The organism is Companilactobacillus bobalius (assembly GCF_009764355.1).
The window spans coordinates 361,315-379,123 of the sequence record NZ_LNUA01000032.1; the positions used below are offsets into that span (position 1 = coordinate 361,315).

General features: G+C 33.9%; 23 protein-coding genes, 2 pseudogenes and 1 riboswitch. Of the genes and pseudogenes, 22 read left to right on the forward strand and 3 right to left on the reverse strand.

The genetic code is table 11. The annotated features are described in order from the left end of the window. The first annotated feature begins 232 nt into the window (after positions 1 to 232). Positions 233 to 577, forward strand: a complete 345-nt coding sequence (locus ATN92_RS08860) for a hypothetical protein (RefSeq protein ID WP_056952313.1) — start codon at positions 233 to 235, stop codon at positions 575 to 577. Positions 578 to 600: 23 nt separating this feature from the next. On the opposite strand, the pseudogene ATN92_RS18825 reads toward ATN92_RS08860, so the two are convergent. After that, positions 601 to 1,176, reverse strand: a pseudogene (locus ATN92_RS18825) (site-specific integrase). A 680-nt stretch (positions 1,177 to 1,856) separates the two neighbouring features. Here ATN92_RS18825 and ATN92_RS08875 point away from each other — a divergent pair. The 4 genes from ATN92_RS08875 to ATN92_RS08890 all read left to right on the forward strand — a co-directional run bounded on the left by ATN92_RS08875 (position 1,857) and on the right by ATN92_RS08890 (position 4,207). Beyond that, positions 1,857 to 2,267: an IS3 family transposase gene (locus ATN92_RS08875; RefSeq protein WP_056952322.1), complete on the forward strand. Its 411-nt coding sequence runs from the start codon at positions 1,857 to 1,859 to the stop codon at positions 2,265 to 2,267. 169 nt (positions 2,268 to 2,436) lie between these two features. After that, a complete protein-coding gene (locus ATN92_RS18830) occupies positions 2,437 to 2,613 on the forward strand; it encodes an integrase core domain-containing protein (RefSeq protein ID WP_256970542.1) in 177 nt (58 codons plus the stop codon). 258 nt (positions 2,614 to 2,871) lie between these two features. After that, positions 2,872 to 3,726 carry a macro domain-containing protein gene (locus tag ATN92_RS08885; RefSeq protein ID WP_056952325.1) on the forward strand — a complete coding sequence of 285 codons (855 nt, stop codon included), beginning with the start codon at positions 2,872 to 2,874 and terminating at the stop codon, positions 3,724 to 3,726. Then, positions 3,710 to 4,207 carry a TIR domain-containing protein gene (locus tag ATN92_RS08890; protein WP_056952327.1) on the forward strand — a complete coding sequence of 166 codons (498 nt, stop codon included), beginning with the start codon at positions 3,710 to 3,712 and terminating at the stop codon, positions 4,205 to 4,207. The genes ATN92_RS08885 and ATN92_RS08890 overlap by 17 nt, the downstream gene beginning before the upstream one ends. A gap of 601 nt (positions 4,208 to 4,808) precedes the next feature. On the opposite strand, the gene ATN92_RS08895 is transcribed toward ATN92_RS08890, so the two are convergent. Beyond that, on the reverse strand, positions 4,809 to 5,276 hold the full coding sequence (locus ATN92_RS08895) for a hypothetical protein (RefSeq protein ID WP_056952330.1): 468 nt from the start codon (positions 5,274 to 5,276) through the stop codon (positions 4,809 to 4,811). 296 nt (positions 5,277 to 5,572) lie between these two features. Between ATN92_RS08895 and ATN92_RS08900 the strand changes: the two genes are divergently transcribed. The 6 genes and pseudogenes from ATN92_RS08900 (at position 5,573) to ATN92_RS08925 (ending at position 7,869) form a co-directional block, all read left to right on the forward strand. After that, positions 5,573 to 5,713 (forward strand): hypothetical protein, encoded by a 141-nt coding sequence (locus ATN92_RS08900; RefSeq protein ID WP_156638748.1) that lies wholly within the window; start codon positions 5,573 to 5,575, stop codon positions 5,711 to 5,713. A gap of 9 nt (positions 5,714 to 5,722) precedes the next feature. Beyond that, positions 5,723 to 6,182 (forward strand): annotated as a pseudogene (locus tag ATN92_RS08905) (phage terminase large subunit); the annotation flags it as partial. An 87-nt stretch (positions 6,183 to 6,269) separates the two neighbouring features. Continuing rightward, on the forward strand, positions 6,270 to 6,428 hold the full coding sequence (locus tag ATN92_RS08910; RefSeq protein WP_156638749.1) for a hypothetical protein: 159 nt from the start codon (positions 6,270 to 6,272) through the stop codon (positions 6,426 to 6,428). Positions 6,429 to 6,596: 168 nt separating this feature from the next. After that, positions 6,597 to 6,779: a hypothetical protein gene (locus ATN92_RS08915; protein WP_056952336.1), complete on the forward strand. Its 183-nt coding sequence runs from the start codon at positions 6,597 to 6,599 to the stop codon at positions 6,777 to 6,779. Positions 6,780 to 6,994: 215 nt separating this feature from the next. Then, complete coding sequence (locus tag ATN92_RS19530) at positions 6,995 to 7,144, forward strand: phage portal protein (RefSeq protein WP_411762968.1); 150 nt, start codon at positions 6,995 to 6,997, stop codon at positions 7,142 to 7,144. Between the two features lie 425 nt (positions 7,145 to 7,569). After that, positions 7,570 to 7,869, forward strand: a complete 300-nt coding sequence (locus tag ATN92_RS08925) for a minor capsid protein (RefSeq protein WP_056952340.1) — start codon at positions 7,570 to 7,572, stop codon at positions 7,867 to 7,869. A 28-nt stretch (positions 7,870 to 7,897) separates the two neighbouring features. On the opposite strand, the gene ATN92_RS08930 is transcribed toward ATN92_RS08925, so the two are convergent. Beyond that, a complete protein-coding gene (locus ATN92_RS08930) occupies positions 7,898 to 8,338 on the reverse strand; it encodes a hypothetical protein (protein WP_056952343.1) in 441 nt (146 codons plus the stop codon). A 433-nt stretch (positions 8,339 to 8,771) separates the two neighbouring features. Here ATN92_RS08930 and ATN92_RS08935 point away from each other — a divergent pair, with 433 nt between their 5' ends. The 11 genes from ATN92_RS08935 to ATN92_RS08985 all read left to right on the forward strand — a co-directional run bounded on the left by ATN92_RS08935 (position 8,772) and on the right by ATN92_RS08985 (position 17,789). After that, positions 8,772 to 8,945, forward strand: coding sequence for a hypothetical protein (locus ATN92_RS08935; RefSeq protein ID WP_156638750.1), 174 nt, complete (start codon positions 8,772 to 8,774; stop codon positions 8,943 to 8,945). A 203-nt stretch (positions 8,946 to 9,148) separates the two neighbouring features. After that, the gene (locus ATN92_RS08940) at positions 9,149 to 9,325 is read left to right on the forward strand and encodes a hypothetical protein (RefSeq protein WP_156638751.1); all 177 of its coding nucleotides are present in this window, start codon (positions 9,149 to 9,151) and stop codon (positions 9,323 to 9,325) included. Between the two features lie 545 nt (positions 9,326 to 9,870). Continuing rightward, a riboswitch (FMN riboswitch) is annotated at positions 9,871 to 9,989 on the forward strand. A 72-nt stretch (positions 9,990 to 10,061) separates the two neighbouring features. Continuing rightward, on the forward strand, positions 10,062 to 10,613 hold the full coding sequence (locus ATN92_RS08945) for an ECF transporter S component (RefSeq protein WP_056952345.1): 552 nt from the start codon (positions 10,062 to 10,064) through the stop codon (positions 10,611 to 10,613). A gap of 90 nt (positions 10,614 to 10,703) precedes the next feature. Beyond that, positions 10,704 to 11,867: a LysM peptidoglycan-binding domain-containing protein gene (locus ATN92_RS08950; RefSeq protein ID WP_056952348.1), complete on the forward strand. Its 1,164-nt coding sequence runs from the start codon at positions 10,704 to 10,706 to the stop codon at positions 11,865 to 11,867. Between the two features lie 63 nt (positions 11,868 to 11,930). Continuing rightward, complete coding sequence (cmk, locus tag ATN92_RS08955) at positions 11,931 to 12,590, forward strand: (d)CMP kinase (RefSeq protein ID WP_056952350.1); 660 nt, start codon at positions 11,931 to 11,933, stop codon at positions 12,588 to 12,590. 11 nt (positions 12,591 to 12,601) lie between these two features. Further along, positions 12,602 to 13,915, forward strand: coding sequence for a ribosome biogenesis GTPase Der (gene der / locus ATN92_RS08960; RefSeq protein WP_056952352.1), 1,314 nt, complete (start codon positions 12,602 to 12,604; stop codon positions 13,913 to 13,915). A 188-nt stretch (positions 13,916 to 14,103) separates the two neighbouring features. Then, complete coding sequence (locus ATN92_RS08965) at positions 14,104 to 14,379, forward strand: HU family DNA-binding protein (RefSeq protein ID WP_010019909.1); 276 nt, start codon at positions 14,104 to 14,106, stop codon at positions 14,377 to 14,379. A gap of 64 nt (positions 14,380 to 14,443) precedes the next feature. Then, positions 14,444 to 15,688 carry a tetratricopeptide repeat protein gene (locus ATN92_RS08970; RefSeq protein ID WP_056952355.1) on the forward strand — a complete coding sequence of 415 codons (1,245 nt, stop codon included), beginning with the start codon at positions 14,444 to 14,446 and terminating at the stop codon, positions 15,686 to 15,688. Positions 15,689 to 15,834: 146 nt separating this feature from the next. Next, complete coding sequence (locus tag ATN92_RS08975; protein ID WP_056952357.1) at positions 15,835 to 17,034, forward strand: CCA tRNA nucleotidyltransferase; 1,200 nt, start codon at positions 15,835 to 15,837, stop codon at positions 17,032 to 17,034. 52 nt (positions 17,035 to 17,086) lie between these two features. Then, positions 17,087 to 17,551 carry a hypothetical protein gene (locus ATN92_RS08980; protein ID WP_025086352.1) on the forward strand — a complete coding sequence of 155 codons (465 nt, stop codon included), beginning with the start codon at positions 17,087 to 17,089 and terminating at the stop codon, positions 17,549 to 17,551. A gap of 67 nt (positions 17,552 to 17,618) precedes the next feature. Further along, a complete protein-coding gene (locus ATN92_RS08985; protein WP_156638752.1) occupies positions 17,619 to 17,789 on the forward strand; it encodes a hypothetical protein in 171 nt (56 codons plus the stop codon). The last annotated feature ends 20 nt before the right edge of the window (positions 17,790 to 17,809 follow it).

Sequence of the window (17,809 nt, forward strand, 5' to 3'; positions counted from 1 at the left end):
GAATTGGTTAGATTACAATACCGATAGTTTTTATCTGAAACATACATAATAGTTAAATAATTAGCAAAAGACCCAAATGTTGAATTATCAGCATTCGGGTCTTTTTTATGTTGTTATATCATTGCAAATAGCTAGTAGATAGTGGCACATTTTTGGCATATTGAAATATAGTATAAATATTTATGTGGCTATATAATATACATGTTAAGAATAATTTGAAGGAGAAATGATTTTGGGAAATAGATTATCAACAAAAGAAGCGCTTAAATCAGTTGATGCAGCAAAAAAATTAATAAGTTCAATTGGTTCTCTGGGAAAACAAAATATCACAGTATATAAGAATGGCTCTACTGTTTTTTCTGGATTATACACTGTGACAGTGGATAAATACTTTTCATATGATTGTACAATTAATATTATGTGGGAAGACGGATCAGATAAAAGACCGGATTATAAAAACTTAGATAATTTACATGGTATCTATAGTACTGGTTATCAAAAAATGTCCTTTGATGATGCAAATCATATTTTTGAAATAATTGATTCATCTGGAAGTATAGTAGCTATTCAAGTATAGGTTCTATCAATCCTTATATAGAATTAATTGTTTGACGATTTCATCTGGATAATTCTGATAAGGATTGATAGCTTTTTATCTTTCAAAAGATGAACGTAGACTTTTGAGGTCATCAAAGTACTGGAGTGCCCTAAGTGTTCTGAAACATATTCAAGGCTAACGTTTCTTGAAATCAATATGGAAGCATGCGTATGGCGCAGAGTATGGAGAGTAAGATGATTACCTGGTTTTGTATTTAATTTTGTTTGAAGATAGTTTAGAATCATATTTGCAGAGCCATCATTAGGAACATGATGCTGAGAATTTATGAACACTAAATTATCTTTATTTTGAAATTTTTGTTTTAAAAATAATTTTTTTTACTCATATTTAAGATTCTTTAACATTTTCACAGTAATAGGATCAATGTCCAATTTTCTGATAGAAGAATGGATTTTAGTTGGTTTAAATCCGGTTCGATATTTATAGCCATGTGTGTTATTGATATCAATAGTATGTTTATCAAAATTAATATCCTTCCAGGTTAAACCGATGATTTCTCCATAGCGCATGCCGGTAACAAGAGATAAGGCAATTTCATATTTACCTATAGCAGACATAGATGCGTGTTTCAAATAATAATCTCTAATTCTATATGCTTCCTCAACTACAAAGTATTTGATATCCCTTGAGGATTTGTTAAACTTTTTAATTTGGTATCTCCAAAGTAATTATGGATAAATTTCCCGATGGCGGAGTATTGAAGTGTCCTAAAATTGTTAGACCTAATCTAACAACTTTAGGAGCACTTTTTTTATGACCAAATACTCTTTAGATTTCAAAGTTAAATTAGTAAATGAATGTATTGATAGACAAATTTCTATACTTGGATTATCAAAAAAATATGGAATGCCCAATAAATCACCGATTTATAGCTGGATCCATGAAGCGGAGGCGAATGGACTTAATTATTTGATAACTAAGAAATCCTATAAAGAATATTCTCAAGATTTCAAATTATCCGTGATAGAATATTATAAATTACATGAGATCAGTCGCCTTGATAAGGCAATTTATTTCAAGATATCACCTAGTCAAGTTAATTTATGAAATAAGGAGTCGTCCCAGAGGGAGATGACCGTTAATAGCCAAGAAAAGAGAAATTTAAACAAGAAATTCTTGATTTAAAACATGATGCTGAAATGGACCCTGATATTTTAAAAGCACTAAAGACCTTGCGGGAAAATGATTCCAATTCGAAAAACCAAAATTAGTCAAATCATTACTTAAAAAGTACAAGTTGAACGACTTATTAACTAAGATCGACCTGCCAAGATCAGCTTATTATGAACGCCTTAGTAAAACAGATAAATACGCTCAACTAAAAGAGTTCATTGTTAAAACATATCACGATTCAAACTCAACCTACGGTTATCGTCGAATCTGGAAAGAGTCTCTCAAGGTCGGATTCAAGAATTCTCTAGAAACAATTCGGTATTTAATGACTAAACTTAAATTAAAAGTAGTTATTTTTACAAAATATATATCTGGCTACTGTTCCTATAAAGGTAACCTTGGAAAATTAACTCCTAATACAATCAAACAGAAATTCATTGAGACAGAACTATTAAAAGTATTACATACAGATGTAGCTCAAATCCGTTTGCGCAAAGACAAGTGGGGGTTATATTATCCAGCCATGCTGGACTAAGTTAGCAGCAAAATATTATCTTGTTCAATAAGTTTGAGCCCTAATAAATTATAATATTAGATACTCTAGAAAGCTGAAGCAAAATATAGTTCCCTCTTTAAAGCCAATTCTTCACTCTGAGCAAGGATGGCATTATCAACTTAAATATTATCGAGGTGCTTTAAAAACAATGGGCATTAAACAAAGTATGTCTCGAAAGAGCAATTGTCACGACAATGCCCCAATTGAGAGTTTCTTTAATCTGCTCAAAAGAGAATGTCTTTATAGGTATAATATTGATGATCTAACTGAATTAAAAAAATGGATTGTCCCTGTAGAATACGGGGAACAATCCAAGATTTTTTAAAACTTATAAAAATGTCTAATTTTTTATTGTACTTCAATGAGTGGTTCTTTTTTTATTGGGGGAATTTAGCCATGAATTATAAAGTGATCAATAGAGTGTGCCTATTTGTTAGTATATTTTTTTATTATTATCCATTTTTTTAGAAAATGGGATAGTACTCTGTGGACCACAGTGACATTAATTTGTTGTTTATTATTTTTCAATACGCAATAAGTAATATGATATATGTATAATATTCCATGAGGGGAGTGAAATGTTGTGCTTAAAGTAAGTATGTTTGATCGCAATCTCTTATTAAAAGCTGCTGGTACCGTTGGGACTTTGTTTGGAGTTGTAGGAACGGCTGTCGGCTTTTTTGATTTTAGTGTAAAGACAAGATATCATATTTTTATTTTATTTTTTATTATTTGTTTTCTGTTTTATATTCTTGAGTGGCTTAGTGCCAATAGAATAAGTGATTTGGTATTAAAATATGATGAATCGACAATAGAAATAAAGAGTGGTGATATTTTTTCTGGCAAGTATATAAACGATGATACTATTAGAATATTTGCTTTTAATGAATATTTTGATACAAAAGTTGATAATGAAATTATTTCTAAATCATCATTAAACGGTCAGGTTATTATTAAAGAGGTTTCCGATATTGATGAACTGGATAGGAGAGTTTCAGATGATAAACATTTAAAAAAGAATGAAGTTGGAACAAATAGGGACAGATCAAATGGCAAAAAGAAAAAATATAAGTTGGGGACTATATTTAAGTATAATGACAATACTATGTTCACAGCAATGACACATTTTGATGATGAAAATAAAGCAAATTTGACAATACAGGAGTACATAAGGTTTCTTATTAATTTTTGGGATGAGGTTAATACAATATATGCGGGAAAGACAGTAGTTATAACTCTTTTAGGCAGTGGAATAACGAGATTGGATAATAATACTTATACATCAAATCAAATCTTAGAAATAATATTGTGGACATTTTATTTAAGACGAATTAAATTTAAGAAACCTGCACAATTGATTATACTTATGGATGATAATACTAATAAAGGTATTAATTATTATAAAATAAGGGGTATGTTCAATGGCTTACAAAAATAAAATCTATATTGCTTTTGATGGGGATAATGACATTAGATATTATGATTTGATGTTGGCGTGGAAAGCTCAGAATGATGATTTTAACTTCTATAATGCGCATGATTTGCATACGGCTAGCGATTCTAGTAAAGAGGAGTCCATTAAGGCCTCATTGAGAGATAGATTTGCCAATTCAAAAATGTTTATTTTAATTATAGGTGAACACACAAAGTATTTAACCAAGTTTGTTAAATGGGAGATTGAAACTGCAATAAGATTAAAATTACCGATAGTTGCTGTCAATATAAATAAATCAAGAATTTCGGATGAATTGTGTCCTCCTATTTTAAAAAATCAATTAGCTATTTTCGTTCCATTTGAAAAGAAAATAGTAAAATTAGCAATTAACACTTGGTCAGAAAATGATAAAAATTATCGTAAAAAAGGAGAAATTAGTAATTTTTATTATAAAGGTTCAGTATATAAAGATTTAGAAGACTAAATAATAAATTAGTAAATAAAAAATCACATCGGCTGATGTGATTTTTTTATTTTGTAGGAAACGATATAAAAGATAATGAAGATTACGTTAAGGATGTCATTGAACTGCTTGAATCGAACAGTGTAAAAGAAATTCATTCTACATTTTTTAAGCAGAGATTTGGTCTTGGAGGTACAAAAAATAATCAATTATTAGAGGAGCTTGAGCTAGGAGGAACAATTAGCAAACCAAATGAAGATAGAACCAGAAAGATATTGGTGGATTAATATATTTGCTTTATTTACACTCATTTTCTTTGTAGCAAAGATTTTAGGATGTATTAGTTGGTCATGGTGGGTTGCTATTTAGTCAATTGCTAATTAGGCTAGTGGTAATAGATATTTGGAGAATTATCATGGCAATTATTGCATGGCATACTAATCGCAAGGCAGATAAGATTTTAAAGAAGTCTAATGATGAGTTTAGAAGCTTGGTTCCATGAAGATGATTAAAACATCATGTGGATTGATGACACCAATGAAAGCTAAGATAATTGGTGATGTTGACCGTGAACCGGAGCAAAAAAGAAGTCACAAAAAGTAACTTCAAAAAACAAAAGAATTTAAAGCTTTATCCTTGTTTTTTTTGTAGGTAAAATAAGTACAAACGTAAGGCATGAAGCTGTAGTTATAAGAAAAACGTAAAATAACAGATAGAACACTTGGGCATACTGAGCAAGCATATTATTAAAGACAGTTGATGTTATCGCCCATATTGTTATACCTAATAAAATAGCAGAAATGGATATAAATATTTGGGATACATACAAGAGTATATCCCATAAATCATCAACGTTTTTAAATGATGAATTGATAGTTATTTTCATAACAGCAAAAAAATATCCTAAATAAGCGTAATAAGAAATCAAGATAAAGCACGCTAAAGCGATTATTGGACTATTTTGAGGAATTCTTTGTATAAAGAGGGAAGAAAAGGCTATTATTGGAGCCGAGAAAAACAATATTACATTTGGCATAGTTTTTATAGTAACTTTGGATCTGTATGTGAATTTGTATTTATAATGTTCCATTTTTTGGAACCTCCTTTTTTGATTATAAATTAACTATATAACAAAGAAACAAGTAGAAGATTTTTCCATTTTATAAAATTGTGAAAACAGGTGATGGCGTTGGCTAAGTTTGAGATTGATAAATGGGTTACATCAGAAGGGTTGATACAGCTCGAAGGTTGGGCAAGGGATGGCTTAACCGATGAGGCATATAATATTGGTATTGGAACTACACTTTGTATCGTTGGAAAAATAAGAAACGGGAGATTTGGGAGACCCTAAAAAAGGTAAATCTGTTGTTGATCGTGAAATTGAGAATGCGAAGTTTCTATAAGCCTAATCGTAAGTATCTAGTTGATTTATGTAATGACTTAGAAAATTTTTTAACTAGTGGTGATCAAGTGCTAATAGTTAATGAGCCACCACGTCATGGAAAGTCTTTGATAGCTACTGATTAGGTTGAATGGCTGCTTGGTGGGGATAGCACCGAAAGAATTATGACAGGCTCATATAATGAAACATTATCCACTGTGTTTTCCAAGTCAGTTCGTAATATGATTCAAGAAGTTAAAGCCGATGACAGTATTCTTGTTTATAATGATATTTTCCCAGACACTCATATCAAATACAAATATGGCGACGCTGCTATGAATATGTGGAGTCTTGAAGGCGATTCAGTTAATAATTATCTTGCTACGTCTCCAAGTGGTACAGCTACTGGTTTTAGCGCTGATCTAATCATTATTGATGATGTTTATCAAGTTAGCTCAAGAAGCTAATAACGCTAATCGTTTAGATGATATCTACCGTTGATATATTGATACAGTGCTTTCACGTTTGGAAAAAGGTGGCAAAGTATTGATAATCATGACACGGTGGGCCAGTGGTGATTTAGCTGGACGTGTACTAACTGAAACGCCTATCAATCGTTTATGGGATATACAAGTAAGAACCTTATATCTTAGATGTAAGTCATGACACGAGAACCTATGTAAGTCACTAAATTCTTAGTAAATGAAAGCTACTATCGAAACAGGGCTAACCTTGCTGGAATTGAATCTAATAATGGTTGTAAAGAATCTACACGATGATGCATCCGATACTTTGACTGGTTTTACTGGATTGATCATGTCAATGGAAACAGAAGCATCAGCACCATCAATCAATGATTAAGCTAGTTATTTAGACAACTTAGGATTTTAAAGAAAGAAAGGCGAACTAATGGCAATTGAAGATAATGTGATGGAATATATTCAAGTCTTCCGTATTCGAATAAGAGGACTGTCCATATGTTAAGTGGCAGACTTTTCTCGCACTTGATTCAAGCGAGCAGTATATAAGATGCCACAAGAAATATTTGACGTTATCAATGATGATTCAATGCTTGATGAAGATGGAAGGACTATTTATCGTCGAACTCCGGATGTACATACTCATAAAGGTAAAATCTGGTTAAAGCCAGCAATCGTAAAAGACGATATTAGCTCAACACAAATTGTTATTCCACCAACAGCACATATCTAACTAAGGAGTTTTATATATTGATGCCTTCAATATGGGAATCATAAGGACACAAATACGCCTGATACATCAGATGTTAATTTCGCATCTAATGCTTCAGGCATTACTGTGACTTGTAAGCTTTGGGATAACAATCAGGAATCACTATATACGCGTGGATTGAGGAGACTACTTGGAAACTACTGGGGAGCAGATTAGAAAGTATTTCTAGTGCGGATATAGTAGAGAATATCAATTCAATTTATACGCCGAACCTTCCTAAGAATGATACCGAGATTATGCAGAACGTAACTTCACTTGTTAATACTGGAAAAGTATCGGATGAGACTGTATTGGATATGGTTGAATCGATTACCGGAGTAAATTAAACAGCTGAAAAGGAACGTCTCAAGAATCAACACAATGAAGAACTTAAAGGTAGTCCAGTTGATAAGTTGTTCAACAGAAAGCTAAACGATAATTCAGATGGCAGTGAGGATGATTCTGATGAGGTAGATGCAAATGAAACTAACGAAAATTCAAGCGATTAGAATTGCTCAAAAAATTTATGTTAAGCAGGATGAACTTGTGCTTGAGATTGAACACATGTATCAATATACTTAATCTAAAGTTATTGATGATGTTGATGCCAATTTATACAAGTCAACTCATAATGCTGTATTAGATAGTCACGTTGATTTTGGGATGTTTTTATCAAACTATGCAGACATTAAGAAAAGTACGTGAAGTTACTGAGAAGACTGCTAAAAGCCCCCAAGAGTGCTATTAACTGGAAGAATGAAGTGGCGACATCTTGACTGGTGGAAGTAAAGCAACGAATGGGCAAATGGGTCGTGCTGCTGGTATGATTCGGAATGCTACCGCTCAAGCAATGAATCGAACTAGACTACAGGATTTAGAATTGAGTCATGTTAAAAAGTATAAATGCGTTTCACTCGTATCACCAACGACATGTGTTGATTGTGATGCGCTAGATGGTCAAGTATTTAATGTTGAAGATGTTGAAGAAGGTGTTAGTTTTCCTTTGATGCATTACAATTGTCAATGTATTGTTATTGAGGTTAATGATAACGATGATTGGGATACAAGTTGATCACGATGTTAGTGAAGAACTTGAAAAACTATGATTTGATAAATTCGTCTGTTGTTTCGTCGAGGTACTGTTTGAATCGTGAGTCCAATTCCTTTTTTAGTGATTTTAATGACTCTATGGATGAACCAGATGAATTGGATGAAGCTAATCGGCCAACTCGCAATAATTCCAGTTGACTATTATTAGTTGCTGTCAAAATTTTGTTATCTAACCAATTATTATAGTCATTAACGGATATGAATAAAAAAGTTTTTATTTGCCCCATGGAGGTGTTGTTTTTTATTGCGAAAATATTAGTGTCTAAAAAATTATTTATAACTCGGTAAATCAAAATAATATCTTCCAATTGTTGCTTGAGTAAATACTTTTTATTATTTTTGGAATTAGAATTAGAAATATATAAAGCAATTATCGCTGCTAAAGCGGAAGTAACTGCAGAAATAGCACTTATCCAATCGGTGGGTTTCATTATTTTGCCAACTTTCATTAAATATTTAATAGTTAAACAATATCATTTAACGAGGCGTTGTGCGTACGTAAATTGTACGATTGCAAGGTCTATTTTTATTGCCTTCAGACGTGTATCAGGCGTTAAAAAGCCATAGATATAGTTAACGGACTCTAAATGGAAATTAAAGCCGACGGGCTTAAAGCAGGAGGATAATTCCTGAACCTAAATAGTCAAACGAACGGCAATGAGTCTAGGGAGGTATCTGATGATAAACAGCAAGAAAAGGTTGCCAGTATTCCTGATTTAATCAAGAACGCTAATGCTAAACATGATGCTGAAGCCAATATGATTGGTAAAGAAAAAGCTGATACTGAAACAGCCGACTTGAAGAGTTGAAAGCTGAGAATCAGCATTGGAATCTAATTAACTTAGCTACTAAAATGGTTGAGGTATGAAGTTGCCATTGTCGTTTGCTGGACTATTTGTTGGTTCTAATGATGACGAAACAAAGCAAAACTTTGAAAGCGTCAAAACTAAATTAGATAATGCCATGCAAAAAATGTTAAGAATCGCCTATGGATACAATATATTAACAATGACACTACTAAGACCAATCGTCTTTTAACCTCCGGTGCTGTTCCATCTGATGATGTGATGGGTTCACATCATCAAGAACCGGGTAGGACTAATAAACATTCCTGTATTAAACGACCTTAGTGGTGATCCACAAGACTGGAACGATACATCAGACATTGAGATTCGAAGAGTTACTATGTCGGTCATGGTAATTTGTGGAAGTCAGTAGCCAAATACCCATCTAGAGATAAGATGTCATCTGATATCTACGCCAATACTGAATCAGAAGATGGATATGAGTACATTCAAGCTTTCGAAAATGATCTGAAAGATAGAAATTATCTGTTTCAACACGTCATGCATGATTCTGGTATGCAACTTGATGTAGATAAGTATTCAGATGAAATTATTAAGAATTCAATTAAGTAGGTGGTTAATTTTATTTCACCACAATGTGACTTAGTTACTAGTGCTATCAAAACATTGGGTATCATCACTGATATGCCCGTGTTTGATTCAAAAGGAAATACTTTTCAATGCACTGATTGGGTTTATTTCTGTTGGGGTATGGCAAAAGCAAAAAATATTTACCGATGTCGGGTGTTACTATGACATATGTTCTGTTGGTACAAATTTTGGAGAATTTCTTAAGTCGAGCGGTGTTTCGATTGGATTTCCCATTATTCGAGATGAAAATTCTAAGTTGAATTGGATGGTGCTATAAAGTTGCTAACGATGAATATCTACCTATTAAGTATACACAAGGGTCTGGATTCATTGGATAATATATAAAATGGCACATTTTTAGTGAATATTGGAAAAATTGAAGATAAAATTTAATTCCTTTGAACCGCAAAAAGACTGCCAAAACGTACTTTTTGGGTACTTAATAATGGAATGGTATCGATGTTAGAAAAACTCCACAGTTGTCTTATATCAGGCGTTCTGCTATATTGAGAGTATAAAATTAAATAATTGGTTTTCAGGGCAGGGTGAAATTCCCGACCGGCGGTAAAGTCCGCGACCCAGCATTGCTGGTTGAATTGGTTAGATTCCAATACCGATAGTAAAGTCTAGATGAAAGAAAACAGAAGGTTAAGGTCTGTTTTGGTGTGCCCAAAATAGGTCTTTTTTCTTTGGAAATCAATTGGAGAGGTTGATTTTAATGGGGAAAAGTTTAGATAAGATGCATGAGGTAATAGGAGTAGCTGTTTTTGCAGCATTGGGAACGATTCTGATGTTTTTCGAGTTTCCAATTCTGTTTTGGTTACCTTTTTTGAAAGTTGATTTAAGTGATGTAGTAACACTGATTGGAACTTTTGCATTTGGTCCCGTAGGTGGAGTTTTAATTGCATTACTGAAGTCAATGGTGCACGTAATCGTCACAGGTAGTGGTGTGGCAGGCTTGATCGGTAATGGAGCCGCCTTTGTGGGGTCAGTTGCTTTGTTATTGCCTTTCAATTACTTCTGGAAGAAGAATAAGAAGGTTATGGCAGTGATTGCAGGAACAGTTGTAATGACGGTTATTATGTCATTATTGAACTACTTCGTTGTAATGCCACTTTATATGAACGTGATTGGAATGAAACTAAATATGAGTTTGGCCGAATATGTGGCAACAGGTGTGGTACCATTTAATATTGTCAAGGCACTGATCATTTCAGCGGCTACGATGATTGTTTATCCACGTATCAAAGGACATTTCTCAATAAAATGAGAAACTAACAGAATTTTATAAATCTTTAAAGAAAAATTTTAAACTTTTATGATATGCTTTAAGAGATAGAAATTAGGAGGTTGGTTTTTAATGGCCGATAAGGATAAAAACAATATGTCTGGCGATTCTCGCGTTCCTAAATCCACACAAGGACTTGAGGGATCCGTTAGTCTCGAAGATTTGAAGAAATATCATCTAATTAGTGATGGCACAAGTGATGAAGTTACACCTACTAGTGCGGTTTCTGACGATCAAACTTCTAATGATGCACCTGTAGAAGAAAATACTGATGACTCAACAATAAATGAGAATCAGGAGTCTGCAGATCATCTTCAATCTGAAGAAAGCCAAGATCATTTAAGCGAAGCAAAACAGGATAATAATCCGGAACCAAATTATGACGATAATAATTATGACTCAGCACCAGAGGACGATCAGTCTGTTCCCGAAACACCAATACCTACACCAGTAGCACCCGAAGCACTTGATCAATCTGAATCAGAAGATTCAGTTGATGATGAAGCTGAAGATGATGATAAGAAGAGTAGTAAGCCTTGGGAAAACAGTTTCGATACTGATACTGACGATGATGGACATGTGTCACGTGCTGTAACTAAAGAAAAACAACGTGGTAATCATACTTTAGTTGTTACCTTGGTTATTGCCTTAATTATTATTATGTTTACACCAGTGGTTATCAATGCTGTTAAAGGTAGTAGTAGTGGCGACTTGGATAGTACTCAATCTGCTAAGTCAGTAGAAAACAAAGACAAGTCAACTAAGAAAAAGAAGAAATCTACTAAGAAAGCTACACCTAAGAAGAAAGCTGCCAAGAAGACAACAACTAAGAAGTCAACAAGCAACAACAATTCTTCAAGTAATGATAGTAATAATAATTCTGATACAACAGATAATGATAGTTCTAACTCAAATGCTACAAATGATGACAACAGTACTACTTCAAATAGTAGTAACACTACAGCAAGTGATAACAATACAGCCAATTCAACAACAAGCTCAGATTCACAATCACAAGCTAGCCAATCAAATAGTACTGATAGTTCCAACAGTTCAGATACTTCAAGCACTACATCAAATAGTAATGCTAATAGTGGAGCTTCATATTACACTGTTAAGGCCGGTGATAACTGGTTCAGAATTGCTTACAACAACAATTTAACAACAGCTCAATTGAAGAGTTTGAATGGTAATGTTGGTACATTGACACCAGGTACAACATTAAGAGTAAAATAGATTAAGTAATTAAGGGTCTCTGACAATTTTGTCTGGGCCCTTTTATTAAGGAGAGAAAAATAGATGCAAATTGCAATCGATGGACCAGCCTCAGCTGGTAAAAGTACTATTGCCAAATTAATTGCTAAAAATTTAGATTTTGTTTATTGCGACACTGGTGCGATGTACCGTACAGTAACATTACTTGCAAAAAAGAATAATGTAGGGTATGGTGATACTTTCAATATTTTGAAGTTAATGTCTGAACACAAGATCCATTTTCTTAATAAAGAAGATGGTCAACACGTTTACTTAGATGATGAGGATGTTTCAGATGCTATTCGAACAGAAGAGATAACTAATAACGTTTCTCAAGTCTCAGCAATCAAAGAAGTTAGAACGGAATTAGTTCAAATGCAACGAGACATGGCAAACGACATTAATATCGTAATGGATGGTCGTGATATTGGAACGACTGTTTTGCCTAATGCCGAAGTAAAAATTTTCTTAATTGCTAGTGTAGAAGTACGTGCGCAAAGACGTTATAAAGAAAACCTTGAACGTGGCATCAATACACCTTTGAAAGAATTGCAAGATGAAATTGCTGCTCGTGATTACAAGGATTCACATCGTGAAATTTCGCCGTTGAAAAAGGCTGACGACGCTATCGAAGTTGATACATCAGATATGACCATTGAAGAAGTTGTTAAAAAAGTTACAGAAATTGTTAATGAACATAAGTAGGGAGGCAGATTATGGCTGTTCCAGTAGTTGCGTTAGTAGGACGCCCCAATGTTGGTAAATCTACTATTTTCAATAGAATAATTAATGAAAGATTATCTATTGTTGAAGATACACCGGGTGTAACTAGAGATCGTATTTATTCACGTGCTAGTTGGCTTGGAAAGGAATTCCGTTTGATCGATACCGGTGGTATTGAAATGAGCGGAGAAAAGATGTCAGTGCAAATCAAGAACCAAGCTGAAATTGCGATTGATGAAGCTGATGTTATTGTCTTTATCGTTAATGGACAAAATGGTGTTACTAAGGAAGATGAGGATGTTGCAAAAATCCTTTATCGTACTAAGAAACCAGTTGTTTTAGCGGTTAATAAGGCTGATAATCCAGAACAACGTGAGAATATTTATGACTTTTATTCACTAGGATTTGGCGATCCTAATCCTATTTCTGGTTCACAGGGAACTGGTTTAGGTGATTTGTTGGATGAAATCGTAAAGGTATTTCCTAATGATGATAAAGATATAGATGACGAATCAATTAAATTTAGTTTTATTGGTCGTCCTAATGTTGGTAAGTCATCATTAGTTAATGCTATTTTAGGCGACGAGCGTGTTATTGTTTCTGATATGCAAGGAACGACACGTGATGCTGTCGATACTAAGTATCATGATGAGAAGCTCGACAAAGACTTTACAATGATTGATACTGCTGGTATTAGAAAACGTGGTAAGGTCTATGAAAATACAGAGAAATACTCTGTATTGCGTGCGTTGAGTGCAATTGATAAGTCTGACGTTGTCTGTGTTGTTTTGAATGCTGAAGAGGGTATTCGTGAACAAGATAAACGTGTAGCTGGTTATGCTCATAATGCTGGTAAAGGTGTTATTATCGTTGTTAACAAGTGGGATGCTTTGAAGAAAGATACTCACACTATGCAGGACTTTGAAAACCAAATTAGAGCAGAGTTCCAATACTTGTCATACGCTCCAATTCTCTTTACTTCAGCAATTAAGGGACAACGTTTAGATCAAATTCCAGAATTAGTAACACGTGTCTTCGATAACCGTCACCGTCGAATTCAATCAGCTGTTCTGAATGATCTATTGTTGCGTGCTACTTCAATTGCACCAACACCATTAGTTAATGGTAAGAGATTACGTATTTACTACATGACACAAGTAGCTATTCAACCACCAACATTCGTTGTTTTCGTTAATGATAGTGAATTATTGCATTTTTCATATGAACGTTTCTTGAAAAATCAATTACGAGATACATTTGACTTTGAAGGAACACCAATTAAGATCTTGCCAAGAAAACGTAAATAGAGCCTAAAACGGTGCTATTTTACACGCTTTTATAAATATATTTATATTTAAAGAAAATTATCGTAAAAAACGGCTTAAATGCTTGCCACATCGACATTCCTATGGTAGTTTTGTAAATAGAATAATGAACGCATTCAAATAGTTCATGTGTTCTAAATTTTTTACAAATTTCGGAGGTATTTTTACATATGGCAAATAAAGCTGAACTTATCGATAGTGTAGCAAGTAAAACTGGTTTGACAAAGAAGGATGCAACTTCAGCTGTTGATGCAGTCTTTGAAACAATCCAAGAAAACTTATCAGAAGGCAACAAAGTTCAATTGATTGGCTTTGGTAACTTCGAAGTACGTCAACGTGCTGCTCGTAAGGGTCGCAACCCACAAACTGGCGAAGAAATTAAGATTCCTGCAAGCAAGGTTCCTGCATTTAAACCAGGTAAGGCTTTGAAGGATTCAGTTAAATAATTCTTTTTAATTAGGGGCGGTCATTAGACCGTCTTTTTTTACGCAAAAATATGGAGGTAACAATTTGAGTAAAGCAGATGAAGTTATAGAAACAATTGATGATGGTGACTTTTCGAAAGTTGATTCTTTAATTCAAGAATCAATTGTACAAGATGATGACCAAACTCAATTCTCACTTGCAGAGACTTTGATGAGCCGTGGTTTATCCGTCCAAGCTAAGACTGTCTATGACCATTTATTAACGATGTATCCAACTGAAGGGCAAATTTTGTCTCGTTTAGCGGAGATTTCTGTGTCTGATGGAGATACCGATCAAGCTTTAAGCTATATTTCTCAAATCACGCCCGATTCACCAGCATATGCCGAAAATTTGCTGGTTTCAGCCGATATATATCAATCTCAAGGTTTGTATGAAGTTAGTGAACAAAAACTATTAAGTGGTATCAGAGAATTCCCTGATGAAGAAGTATTCAAGTTTGCTTTAGCTGAAGTTTATTTTGATGAGAATAAATTCAGTAAAGCTTTGACATATTACGATATGTTATTAGATATGGGCATTAAAAATTACTCTGGTATCTCAATTGTTTTACGTAAGGCCAGTTCCCTTGCTGGGGATGGTCAGTATGAAGAAGCTATTGACGTTTATGAAGATTTGAATGCGATTGAGTTGAATGAGGACGCTCAATTCCAATTAGGCTTCTTGTATAATCAAGTTAAAAACTATAACAAGTCAATCAGTATCTTGGAAAAACTTTTGGAGACGAACCGTGATTATCCAACTGCTTATTCAATTTTGGCCGAGGATTATTTGAACATTAAGAAGAATTCCGATGCCTTCAAGTATGCACAATTAGGTTTGAATTTGAATGAACTAGATGACAATCTTTATCAGATAGCTTTTGATGCTGGAACTGCGGAAGATCCAACCGGGGCAATCAAGATACTTGAAAAAGGAATTCAAACAGTAGAGAATCCTTTGCCTTTGGTAATTAAACTGAGTGATTATTATGTAACTAAAGGCCAATTCAAGAGTAATCTTGATTTATTGAACGGTCGTGACATCAGTAATAATCCTAAGTTGGTTTGGAATCTAGCCAAATCAGAATTTGAAACTGATGATGTAAATAAGGCTCAGGAGAATATTTTGCTAGTTCTCGACGATTTTAAGGATAATTTGGATTACTTATCAGATTTAATTGAAATCCTTCGTAGCACGGGTAATAATGATGTTCTCAAGCCAGCCATTCAACTGTACTTGAAACAAGATCCTGATAATGAAGAAATGCATAATCTATTGGATCAAATATAGAAATTAGTAATAACCTCACTAGGATCAATGTATATCTTAGTGAGGCTATTTTTATAATTTTAACCGCATTATAAGGTCTTTATTTAGTAACATTCATGATTGGTATATAATAAATAAAGACTTTTATGATTATGTGAGGTAAAAATATGCAAATCAAACAACTTCCTGAAGATTTTAAACAGGCGTTACCAGTACTAGAAGAAATTGAGCAAGCCGGATTTGAGGCTTATTTCGTTGGGGGAAGTGTGCGCGACCATATTTTAGGATTACCGATCCACGATGTCGATATTGCTACAAGTGCTTATCCGGAAGAAATCAAGAAAATTTTTAAACGTACAATTGATACCGGAATTCAACATGGCACAGTCACGGTATTATTGAATGATGCGTCATATGAAATTACTACTTTTAGAACAGAATCCGGTTATCAAGATTATCGTCGTCCAGATAAAGTAACTTTTGTGAGATCACTAGCTGATGATTTAAAGCGCCGTGATTTTACGATCAATGCTTTAGCAGTTGATTTGAATGGTAATGTGATTGATAAGTTCGATGGGTTAAAAGACTTGGACAAGAAAATCATTCGAGCAGTTGGTCAGGCTGAAGCTAGATTTCACGAGGATGCTTTGAGAATGATGCGAGCAGTTAGATTCCAAGCCCAATTGAACTTTCAAATTGAAGCTCAAACGGCTCAGGCAGTGGCTGATAATGCACCATTGTTGTCCAAAATAGCAATTGAACGTATTCGAGAAGAATTCGTTAAATTGCTATTGAGTCAATCGTGGAAAACTGGTTTTGCTGACTTTCTCAAGTTGAATTTGAGTGAGTATTGTCCTGGTTTCAAAGACCAGCGGGTGGAATTGTCTGAATTATTGAATGCTGAGGGTACTTTTGTCGATGAGGATGCAGCTTGGACAGCAATTGGCTACGCTTTAAATATGAATCATCCCGAATTCAACAGATTTTTACGTGATTGGAAGGTTTCCAATAAGGTTCGTGAGGCTAGTGTGAATAGTCTGGATATGCTGCATTTGTTTGAGAATCAGGATTACGATTTGTGGAATATTTATAAATTTGGCTTGGATAATTTTGAACGTGTGCTTCAACTTTGCCAAATGCTTCAAATTGAATTTGATTATGTAGATTTAAAACAAAAAGTAGAGCAAATTTCTATCAAAAATAGTCATGATTTAGCTATTACAGGAAAAGATATTTGTGAGATTCTAGGTGTAAAACCAGGTCCAATTATTGGAAAATCAATGTCTCAAATAGAGCGTGCTGTCGTGGAAGGAAACGTTTACAATAATTTTGATGAATTAAGACATTATTTGTTAAGTAATCAATAACCCTGTGTTATTATGAAATCAGTAAGTATTTTATGATTGAAAGGGTGGTAATATGACTAAGCATGTTTTTAAAGAATTGAAATTCTACTTCAGAAATGATGATACTTGGACAGTTAATCATGGAGAAATGAGTGATGTTTGGATTTCTCGTGTAACTACAAGTTATGGACGTATCGCGGGTGGACGTATGCAAGAGATTCACCCATGTAAACGTTTTAGAATTGAAATTTTACCTGCAGCTGACTACATTAAGGATACTGATGTTTCTACAGCTGCTTTGGCAGATGGTATGTTCAACCGTATTATTAAGTATCAAGATATCGAAAAGTGTGACATTGTTTTTGAAGATGACGAAGGCAAGGAACCAATGGAGATTTACTTCCCATTCAAGCAAAAAGATGCTGAAGGCTTAGACAATGCTTATCAAACTTCAACAATTTCAAGCAAGAGTGGAAACTTATTTATTTCAATTGATCCAGAAAATACGGTATATGACTTATATAAAGAAGAATTATAATTAAAAATACGGGACATTGGTTAATTTATTTTGACTTGTGTTCCGTATTTTATTGGGAGAAATTAATATGGGGAATTTAAAAATAGGATCGATGGTTAAAATTGTTGATCAAAAAGATGCTATGAAAGATCAAATTGGGGCAGTCGTTTATTTTGATGAAAAACGTGAAAAAATTTTAGTCAGGTTTGGCGGAGTCCAACAGCTATACTATGCATTGGATCAGTTAAAAGAGTACTAAGAGGTTTTACAATCGACGGG

Excerpts from the sequence above, each read along its gene's own strand:
- ATN92_RS08915 (WP_056952336.1), top strand. The coding sequence starts at position 6,597 with ATGCCACAAGAAATATTTGACGTTATCAATGATGATTCAATGCTTGAT.
- ATN92_RS08985 (WP_156638752.1), top strand. The coding sequence starts at position 17,619 with ATGGGGAATTTAAAAATAGGATCGATGGTTAAAATTGTTGATCAAAAA.
- ATN92_RS08895 (WP_056952330.1), bottom strand. The coding sequence starts at position 5,276 with ATGGAACATTATAAATACAAATTCACATACAGATCCAAAGTTACTATA.
- ATN92_RS08945 (WP_056952345.1), top strand. The coding sequence starts at position 10,062 with ATGGGGAAAAGTTTAGATAAGATGCATGAGGTAATAGGAGTAGCTGTT.
- ATN92_RS08900 (WP_156638748.1), top strand. The coding sequence starts at position 5,573 with ATGCGAAGTTTCTATAAGCCTAATCGTAAGTATCTAGTTGATTTATGT.
- ATN92_RS18830 (WP_256970542.1), top strand. The coding sequence starts at position 2,437 with ATGGGCATTAAACAAAGTATGTCTCGAAAGAGCAATTGTCACGACAAT.
- ATN92_RS08930 (WP_056952343.1), bottom strand. The coding sequence starts at position 8,338 with ATGAAACCCACCGATTGGATAAGTGCTATTTCTGCAGTTACTTCCGCT.
- cmk (WP_056952350.1), top strand. The coding sequence starts at position 11,931 with ATGCAAATTGCAATCGATGGACCAGCCTCAGCTGGTAAAAGTACTATT.
- ATN92_RS08980 (WP_025086352.1), top strand. The coding sequence starts at position 17,087 with ATGACTAAGCATGTTTTTAAAGAATTGAAATTCTACTTCAGAAATGAT.
- ATN92_RS08965 (WP_010019909.1), top strand. The coding sequence starts at position 14,104 with ATGGCAAATAAAGCTGAACTTATCGATAGTGTAGCAAGTAAAACTGGT.
- ATN92_RS08950 (WP_056952348.1), top strand. The coding sequence starts at position 10,704 with ATGGCCGATAAGGATAAAAACAATATGTCTGGCGATTCTCGCGTTCCT.
- ATN92_RS08935 (WP_156638750.1), top strand. The coding sequence starts at position 8,772 with ATGAAGTTGCCATTGTCGTTTGCTGGACTATTTGTTGGTTCTAATGAT.
- der (WP_056952352.1), top strand. The coding sequence starts at position 12,602 with ATGGCTGTTCCAGTAGTTGCGTTAGTAGGACGCCCCAATGTTGGTAAA.
- ATN92_RS08890 (WP_056952327.1), top strand. The coding sequence starts at position 3,710 with ATGGCTTACAAAAATAAAATCTATATTGCTTTTGATGGGGATAATGAC.
- ATN92_RS08910 (WP_156638749.1), top strand. The coding sequence starts at position 6,270 with ATGAAAGCTACTATCGAAACAGGGCTAACCTTGCTGGAATTGAATCTA.
- ATN92_RS08975 (WP_056952357.1), top strand. The coding sequence starts at position 15,835 with ATGCAAATCAAACAACTTCCTGAAGATTTTAAACAGGCGTTACCAGTA.
- ATN92_RS08940 (WP_156638751.1), top strand. The coding sequence starts at position 9,149 with ATGTCATCTGATATCTACGCCAATACTGAATCAGAAGATGGATATGAG.